This window comes from uncultured Mailhella sp. (genome assembly GCF_944324575.1).
In the GTDB taxonomy this organism is placed as follows: domain Bacteria; phylum Desulfobacterota; class Desulfovibrionia; order Desulfovibrionales; family Desulfovibrionaceae; genus Mailhella.
The window spans coordinates 1-7,768 of sequence record NZ_CALUWV010000100.1 but is presented as its reverse complement, the minus strand read 5'-3'; the positions used below and the strand labels follow the sequence as shown (position 1 = coordinate 7,768).

Here is a 7,768-nt window from a genome sequence, read left to right as displayed (position 1 = left end):
ATGGCGATGTCCATCTGATCGAACATCGCTATGATCTCTTCAAAATTCTCGGGCGTGCTCATCTCCGCGGGGACAGACTTGCTGACTTCCTCGAACGTGAGGTAGCCGGCAGACTTGCCCTTGGCGATAAGAGCCTTGACCTGCTGGATTTCTTTAAGATTATTGGTCACTACGCCTCCCTCGCGCTTCAAGAAGCGCGCGCATGTATTCCCGTTGTGTTTCCTGGCTGGCCGTTCCCTGGCGAAGGGCCGCCACGACGGAAGCCATGTGTGATGTCTTCTGCAAGTTCACGAGCATCTGCCGTATGGCGGCAAGCTCCCCTTCCTCGTTGTCGAGGGGAGGGGCTTCCTCGCCCCGGCAGCGTATCCAGAAATTCTTTTCCTTCGGCTCCAGCGTGTCAAAGGCCTGATCGGAGCAGAAGGCGGCAATCTTGTCCCAGAGCTTGAGCGCCCACGGCGCGGAAAGGGCAAGATCGGCGCCCGCAGCCTGAAGTTCCGGCAGACGGTGCGGAAAGCGCACCGCAAAGGTCATGATTTCCTTGTCCCGGCTTATGGCGTGGGGCGTGGCGTCGCGTCTGGCCGCAACGCGGGGAGCGGAGGCATGACGCCGCTCCAGAACGCCTCCCCGAAGGTCGGCTTCGGAAAGGCCGAGTCCTGCGGCAAGTTCCGCCGCAAAACGGTGAAAAAGTTCCGGCAGGTCCACCTGAGAGAGAAAATGCCTTGCCCATTCCACGGCCTCGCGCGGAGCCATGCCGCGCAGCACGGAAAGGCAGAAGGCAAGACCGTCCTGCGCGTGGGCGCGCAGGTCCTCCACGGCGTCGACGCCGAAGGAATGCAGCATGCTGTCGATGTCGTTGTCGTCCGGAAAAAGAATGACCCGGCACGAAAGCCCGCGGGTGAGCAGCATTTCGCAGGAGCGGAAGGCAGCCTTGCGGCCTGCGTTGTCGCCGTCGAACATGAGCTCGAGATGGGAGCTGAAGCCGGAAAGCCTCTTTATCTGTTCCGGGGTGAGCGCCGTGCCGAGCACGCCTACGGCCTGCGTGTAGCCGTACTGGTGCAGGGTGATGACGTCCATGTACCCCTCGGTAAGAATGATGCTCTTTTTTACCGCAATGGAGGGCCGGGCCTGAAACAGGCCGAACAGGTGTTCGCCCTTCTTGTAGATGGGCGAATCGCTGCTGTTGATGTACTTGGCGTCGTCTTCCTTCGCAAGCGACGGAATGATGCGTCCGCCGAAGGCGATGGCCTGACCTGACAGGTTGCGGATGGGGAACATGAGCCGGTTGCGGAAGCGGTCGAAGGTGCGTCCGCTCTGACTTTTGGACTGAAGGCCGCATTCCACGGCCGTGTTCAGGGAAAAGCCCGCGCGGCGCAGCGTGTCGCCGAGGTCCTGCCACGAATCCATGCTCCAGCCGAGGCCGAACTTTTCCACGAGTTCCGGGGAAATGCCGCGTTCGCCCATGTAGTCGCGGCACACGGCGGCGCTCTGCGAGGAGAGATTGCTGTGAAAATGCGAGGCCGCAAGCTCGTGCATCTTCTGCATGTCGCGCTTCTGGGAACGCTGTTCCTTTGCCCTGGGGTCGGCGCGATAGGACTCGAGCCGTACGCCCGCCTCTTCGGCGAGCGCGGCGAGGGTTTCTTTAAAGTCGAGGCCGTTCATGCGTCCGTAGAAGTCGAAGATGTCGCCGGAAGCCTGACAGCCGAAGCAGTAGAAGGTTCCCTGCTCCTCGTTGATGGAGAACGAAGGCTTGGTTTCCTGATGGAACGGGCAGGGCGCGACGAGACGGGAGCCTGCGGGACGCAGCTCCACGTAACGCCTCGCCATGTCGGCAAGACTGATGCGCGACTTTATCGCCTGTATCACATCGTTGTTTTTCATGATGATTTGTCCAGCCTAGCGGAACAGAACCTGCGTCATGCCGTCGCCGCCCTGATCTTCGGAAGCGGTGTGATAGGAGGCCACGCCCGGGAAGGTGCGCAGAAGTTCATGGACGGCCCTGCGCAGCGCGCCGGTGCCGCGGCCGTGAACGATTTCCACGCCTTCCACGCCGGAAAGCAGGGAGCGGTCAAGAAACTGTTCGAGCTCCGCTAAAGCTAAATCAGCACGTTTCCCTCTCAAGTCAAGACGCAGAAAGGAAACAGGTCGAGAAACCCTGGCGGTCACGGTTCCCTTCGGCGCGGAAGACGCACCGGAAGAGGGCTGAAGGTCGGAGAGCGGGGCCCACATGGTCACGCCGTTCAGATCAATCTTGCCCTTGCCGTTCTTCTCGTCCATTTCGCGCAGCACGGCCTTTCTGTTCCACAGGCGGTGCGTCACTTCGCCGCCCACGGTGAAGGCGGAAGGATCGGCCGAGGGCTTTTCCTCCTCCATGTCCCGCGCGGAACGGGCGAGCTCGGCGCGAAGGCGCGACATTTCCTTCTGCGTCTGCTTGGCCGTGGCCTTGCCGCTTCTGTAATCGCGCATGAGTTCCTGCGACATTCTGCGCACTTCCTCGTCAAGGCGCTGACGCTCCTTTTCGAGCTTCTGCTGCAACGATTCGCGCTTGTCGCGCAGGCGGCGTTCCTCGTCCTTCATGCGGGCAAGTTCCTCTTCGCGCTGACGGGCCAGCTCGTTGAGCCTGTCCATGACGGCGTTTGCGTCGTCGCCGTCCATGAGCAGGTAATGCTCGGCTCTTTTCAGCACGGACTCGGGCAGACCGTGTTCGCGGGCCACGTCGAGGGCCTGGCTTGCGCCCACCTGATCGTAGGCCAGATGGAAGAGCGGCTTTTTGGTGGCCGGATCGAACAGCACGGAGGCCGCGCGCACGCCTTCGTGGGTGAGCGCGTAGCTCTTGAGCGCGGGAAAGTGCGTGGCCGTCACGGTATGAGAGCCTTTTTCCAGCAGGCCGTCGAGCACGGCCTGAGCCAGCGCCGCGCCCTGCGAAGGATCGGTGCCGGAGCCGAACTCGTCGAGCAGCACGAGGGAGCGGTGGTCAAGGCCGTCCCAGATGGAGGCGAGATGGTGAATCTGTCCGGTGAAGGTGGACACGTGGTCGTCGAGACTCTGCTCGTCGCCGATGAAGGCGTACACCCGGTTCCAGAAGGGCAGGGTGGAGCCGCTTTCCACGGGCACGGGAAGTCCGGCCAGCGTCATGAGCGTGATGAGGCCGAGGGTCTTCAGCGCCACGGTCTTGCCGCCGGCGTTGCCGCCGCTTATGACGAGCACGCGGTCGCCTTCGCGCAGCACAAGGTCGGTGTGCTCGATGCGGCGCGGGCCGTTGTAGTTTTTGTCCGCGGCGTGGCGGGCGGCCTCAAGCACGAGCAGCGGATGACGCGCTCCGGGCAGGTTCAGAAGCGCGCCTTCCTCAAGCGGCACGCAGCGACCGGATAGGGCGGCGCCGAGGGCGCATTTCGCCTGACCGAGGTCGATGCTGACAAGGAGCGTCCACGCGGCTTCCACCTGCGGCATTTCCTGAAGAATGAGGTCCACGATCATGCGCATGACCTTGCGTTCTTCCTCGCGCTCCTGCTGCTTGAGCTCCTGAAGGCGGTTGTTCTGATCCACCAGGAACATGGGCTCGAAATAGAGCGTTTCGCCCGTGTTGGAATAGTCGTGAATGATGCCCTGAATGCGACCCTTGAAGTTGGCCTTGAGCGGCAGCACGTAGCGGTCGGACGAGAGCGTCATGTAGTCGTCCTGCAGGTAGCGGCCGATGTTGTACTTTTCGGCGAACTCCTTGACGCGGCGCAGGCAGTTCTGATGAATGCCGCGAAGCTCGCTTCTCACGAGCAGAAGGCCGGGAGAGCTTTCATCCTTAAGATAGCCGTCGTCGCTCACGCAGCGGAAGAGAGCCGAAAGCGTGAGTTCCGGCAGGGGGAGCGAGCAGGCGAGAGCGTCGAGCAGCGGACGCCTTGCGGCGCCGGCATGAATGCTTTCGGCGGCGCGGCGGGCGAGACCGAGCGTTTCCTTGAGCGCCCACAGGCCGTCCATGTCGAGCATGGGATCGGCGTGACCGCGCACGTGGGCAAGAAGTCCGGAAATGTCGGGGAAGGATACGGGGGAAAAGTCGCCTTCGGCCAGCCAGGAACGGGTTTCGTCATGCATATGCTGGCTGCGGCGAACGGCCTCCTCGTCGTCCATGGGGCGCAGCGCGAGAGCGGCTTCCTTGCCCGCCTCGGAAAGGCAGAAGTCGGAAAGCCGTTCAAGGACGCGGGGAAATTCGAGAGCGTGAAGAGTCCTTTCGTCCATACGATCAGCGGGCCTGCTGGAGCCGGGCCTTCACCGCGGCGCTCACGGCCTTGCCGTCCACGCGGCCCTTGTATTCGGCCATGATGGCGCTGATGGCGCGGCCCATGTTCTTCATGCCGCCGTCAAGCAGGGGAGCCACGGTCTTTTCCACTACTTCGGCAAGCTCTTCCTCAGAAAGCTGAGCGGGCAGATAGCCCTGAAGCACGGCGGCTTCGGCGGCTTCCTTTTTGGCCAGATCGGGGCGACCTGCGGCGTTGTACTGCTCGATGGAGTCCTGACGCTGCTTGACCTCGCGCAGAAGCACGTCCATGTAGTCGTTGTCCTCAAGAGGACGCATGAGCTCCACCTGACGGTTCTTGGCCGCGGTCTTCAGAAGGCGCAGCGTGCCGAGCTTAACCTGATCCTTGGCCTTGTAGGCCTGGATGTAGTCCTTGTCTATCTGTTCAGCGATACTCATAGCAGACTTCTTCTTCCGTCGCTAAGGGCGGGCCTTTCGCGTGAAAAAAGGGGGTGACGCGGGCTTGGCCGGGTGTTTTTCCGGGCGCGTCACAAAATGGCAAAAGAGCCGGAAATCAGCCTGGTAAAAGGTCCAATTTCCGGCTCCATAACCGGTTTGCACACGGTTCAGAACCCATGCGAACCGTTGTCGTCGAAGATTAACCCATGTTCACCTTGCGCATCTTCTTCATGAGGCGCTTGCGGGCAGCGGCCTTCTTCTTCTTGCGCATGACGCTGGGCTTTTCATAGTGCTGACGCTTCTTCATTTCGGAAAGAACGCCGGCCTTTTCCACCTGCTTCTTGAAACGGCGCAGGGCAATGTCGAAATTGTAATCGTCTTCGTTGAGAAAAACTCCGGGCACGGAAATCACCCCCTTTTCAGCGAATCTCTTGTTCCGTCCGATCCGCCAGTTCTCAGGGAGTGTGAACCGAAAGGAAAAACGGAAATGTGTCCCCTGTACCTTGAAAGACCGGCTTCGGCAGAACCGACGCGCCGGGCCTTTTTACGCAGGGAGAGAGAGAAACTAAAACAGTTTTCCACAAAAAGCAAGTCCCCGGGGTGCCTCACTCCGGGGAAAACTGCAAAAAAAAGTAAAAAATCAGCGCTGCGACTGGCACGGCATCCTTTTTTGCCACGATTTTCCCCGGCCGGAGACGTTGCAGAACCTTACAGAGGACGCGGCAACGCGGCTCCGCAACCATGGAAACGCGGGGGACGGGCTGCGAACGCGCCCCGAAAGACGCGCTCGCCTTCACGCGGTTTCCGCGACCATGCGGCGCAGAACTCCGCTCCGTGCCTCGGAACGGAACCGGCGGGCACGGAAGAAAGGCATCCGGCGGGAAGGAACGCCCGTTTCTCCCGCAAAAAAGGATGGGCGGCAGCGCGGCGGCGCGTATCAGTGGCCCTTGTGCTCGCCGTTTCTGGCATCTCTGATGGCGCGGGCAAAGGCCAGCGTGATGCCGATGGCGAGAATGAGGATCACCGAATAGAGCACGCCGAAGAAAATGGCGTAGTCGGGCTGCCACAGGGGCAGATCCCAGGGGAAGGGGCCATGTCCGTTTTCACCATGAATAAGCATGAAGACTCCTTGAACGGCTGGCGGCCGTGTATCCCGACGGCCGGGATATGGACCGTCCGACTACTGTATCTGCTTTTTGAGATTAATGCCAGCCCTGAATTTCACGACCTTGCCGGCGGGAATGGTGATGGTTTCGCCGGTGCGGGGATTGTGGCCCTTGCGCTCCTTGCGTTCTTCCACCACAAGCGAGCCGAAGCCCGGGAGGGAGAGCTTGCCGTCGGAAGCAAGGGCTTCCTGAATGGCCTCGAGCAGGGCGTTCAGGGACTGCTCGGCGCTGCTTTTGCTGATGGAGGCATGTTCGGCTATCTTGGCGATGAGTTCGGCCTTGGTCATGAATGTGCTCCTTTCTGCCTGCGGCAGAGGTGATTGAAGAAAATGAGGGATGCGGTTTTCTCTTTGGTACACGTTTCCTGCCCATCGTCAAGAGAGACAAGGCATTCAACCATGATTTTTTCCTGAAAAAAGCGCTTCGGCGAGCCTTTGAAACTGTTCCACGGCAAGCGTTTCGGGGCGCTGGGCGGGGTCGATGCCGAGGGAGACGAGCTTCTCCGGCGAGAAGCTGTCCGGCAGGGCGCGGCGCAGTATGCCCTGAAGCTGCTTGCGCCGCTGCTGAAAGCATATTTTGACGAGGCGGGAGAGGTGTTCGGGGTGCTGCGGCTTTCTTTCTTCCGGCAGCGGCTCGAACACCACCACGGCGGAATCCACCTTGGGCGGCGGAGAAAAGGCGGCGGGCCCGATGACGAAGCCCTTCCGTGCGGCAACGAAGCTCTGCACCCACACGCTGAGCGCGCCGTAGTCCTTCGTGCCGGGTTTTGCCGTGAGTCTGTCGCCCACTTCCTTCTGTATCATGAACACGGCGCGGGCAAGATTCGGCGTGCGGCTCACGATGTCCCAGATGAGCGGTGAGGCCACGTTGTAGGGCAGGTTGCCCGCAATTTTCCACGGCCCTTCGAGCGATTCCCACGGGTAGGCGAGCGCGTCGCCCGCCACCACCTCAAGGCCGGGCAGCGGACGCGCCGCGTGCTCGGCGGCGTAGTGGTCGTCTTTTTCCAGCAGAAGCAGCCTCTTCCACGGCAGCGGACGCAGCAGCACGGTAAGCGCTCCCGGGCCGGGGCCTATTTCCATGATCTGGTCGCCTTCTTCCGCGCGCATGAGCTCGACGATGCGCTGTACGACGCGCTCGTCGCGCAGAAAGTGCTGACCGAGGCTTTTTTTGGCCCTTGCGGCCGTGAAAAGATTGATGTCGCTCATGTAATCCGCCTGAAACGTTTGCAGTGTCGCCCGAACCGGGTGCGCCAGAGACTATGCCGCGCAGGCGCGGACGGTCAAGCCCCGCCCTTGCGCGAAGAAGACGGACGGCGTTTTCCGTATCCGCACTCCGTCGCCGCTTTCCGTGGTCGGCGCCTGTGCTCCGGCACGGCACAGGGCAAGAAGCGGGGCGCTTTGCCCTCAGTGCGGGCCTGGGCTTCCGAACGTCTGGAACGGGGCGTTCTTTTGTCGGTGCGGAACGCTTTCTCCGCGGGGTGGACCTTCGCGTTTTCTTCCTCCCCGGAGACGGGCAGAAGCGAAGCGGTGAAATTCCGCCTTCGGCTTCGGCAGGGAGCAACGTCCGCCCCCTGCCGTGTCCGTCAGTCCGCTACATGGAATCGTAGTGGCGGAAGCGGAGAGTGAAGCCCGCCCTGCCCTGGGTGGCGGAGCGCAGGGCCGTGGAAAAGCCGAAGAGCTTCCGCATGGGAGCCATGCCGGAGAGGTAGCGCATGCCGCCTCGCTCGCCGAGCTCCTCCACCTTGCCGCCGCAGTTCTGGAACAGGCTTATGGAGGCGCCGAGGGCTTCGTCGGGAGCCACGATTTCCACGCTCATGATGGGTTCGAGCACGGTGGGGCGCGCCTTTTCCATGGCGTCGCGCACGGCCGTGGAGGCGGCCATGCGGCAGCCTGCGGCCGCGGCGCTGGCCTTGCGTATG

8 protein-coding genes and 1 pseudogene are annotated in these 7,768 nt (G+C 61.8%); all 9 read right to left on the bottom strand.

Annotation, left to right across the window (positions count from 1 at the left end; translation table 11 throughout):
- A partial coding sequence (locus Q0J81_RS09625) for an RNA polymerase sigma factor region1.1 domain-containing protein (protein WP_294447470.1) occupies positions 1-170 on the bottom strand: 170 nt, incomplete at its 3' end.
- Positions 160-1,878 carry a DNA primase gene (gene dnaG / locus Q0J81_RS09620; RefSeq protein ID WP_294447469.1) on the bottom strand — a complete coding sequence of 573 codons (1,719 nt, stop codon included), beginning with the start codon at positions 1,876-1,878 and terminating at the stop codon, positions 160-162. The genes dnaG and Q0J81_RS09625, both read right to left, overlap by 11 nt.
- A 15-nt stretch (positions 1,879-1,893) precedes the next feature.
- A complete protein-coding gene (locus tag Q0J81_RS09615; protein ID WP_294447467.1) occupies positions 1,894-4,227 on the bottom strand; it encodes a Smr/MutS family protein in 2,334 nt (777 codons plus the stop codon).
- 4 nt (positions 4,228-4,231) lie between these two features.
- On the bottom strand, positions 4,232-4,684 hold the full coding sequence (locus Q0J81_RS09610; RefSeq protein WP_294447465.1) for a GatB/YqeY domain-containing protein: 453 nt from the start codon (positions 4,682-4,684) through the stop codon (positions 4,232-4,234).
- Positions 4,685-4,883: 199 nt separating this feature from the next.
- Complete coding sequence (rpsU, locus tag Q0J81_RS09605; RefSeq protein WP_077074093.1) at positions 4,884-5,087, bottom strand: 30S ribosomal protein S21; 204 nt, start codon at positions 5,085-5,087, stop codon at positions 4,884-4,886.
- A 534-nt stretch (positions 5,088-5,621) separates the two neighbouring features.
- On the bottom strand, positions 5,622-5,804 hold the full coding sequence (locus tag Q0J81_RS09600) for a hypothetical protein (protein ID WP_294447463.1): 183 nt from the start codon (positions 5,802-5,804) through the stop codon (positions 5,622-5,624).
- Positions 5,805-5,864: 60 nt separating this feature from the next.
- Positions 5,865-6,137 carry an HU family DNA-binding protein gene (locus Q0J81_RS09595; RefSeq protein ID WP_294447462.1) on the bottom strand — a complete coding sequence of 91 codons (273 nt, stop codon included), beginning with the start codon at positions 6,135-6,137 and terminating at the stop codon, positions 5,865-5,867.
- 105 nt (positions 6,138-6,242) lie between these two features.
- The gene (gene rsmA, locus Q0J81_RS09590; RefSeq protein WP_294447460.1) at positions 6,243-7,055 is read right to left on the bottom strand and encodes a 16S rRNA (adenine(1518)-N(6)/adenine(1519)-N(6))-dimethyltransferase RsmA; all 813 of its coding nucleotides are present in this window, start codon (positions 7,053-7,055) and stop codon (positions 6,243-6,245) included.
- Between the two features lie 385 nt (positions 7,056-7,440).
- Positions 7,441-7,768 (bottom strand): annotated as a pseudogene (fusA, locus tag Q0J81_RS09585) (elongation factor G); the annotation flags it as partial.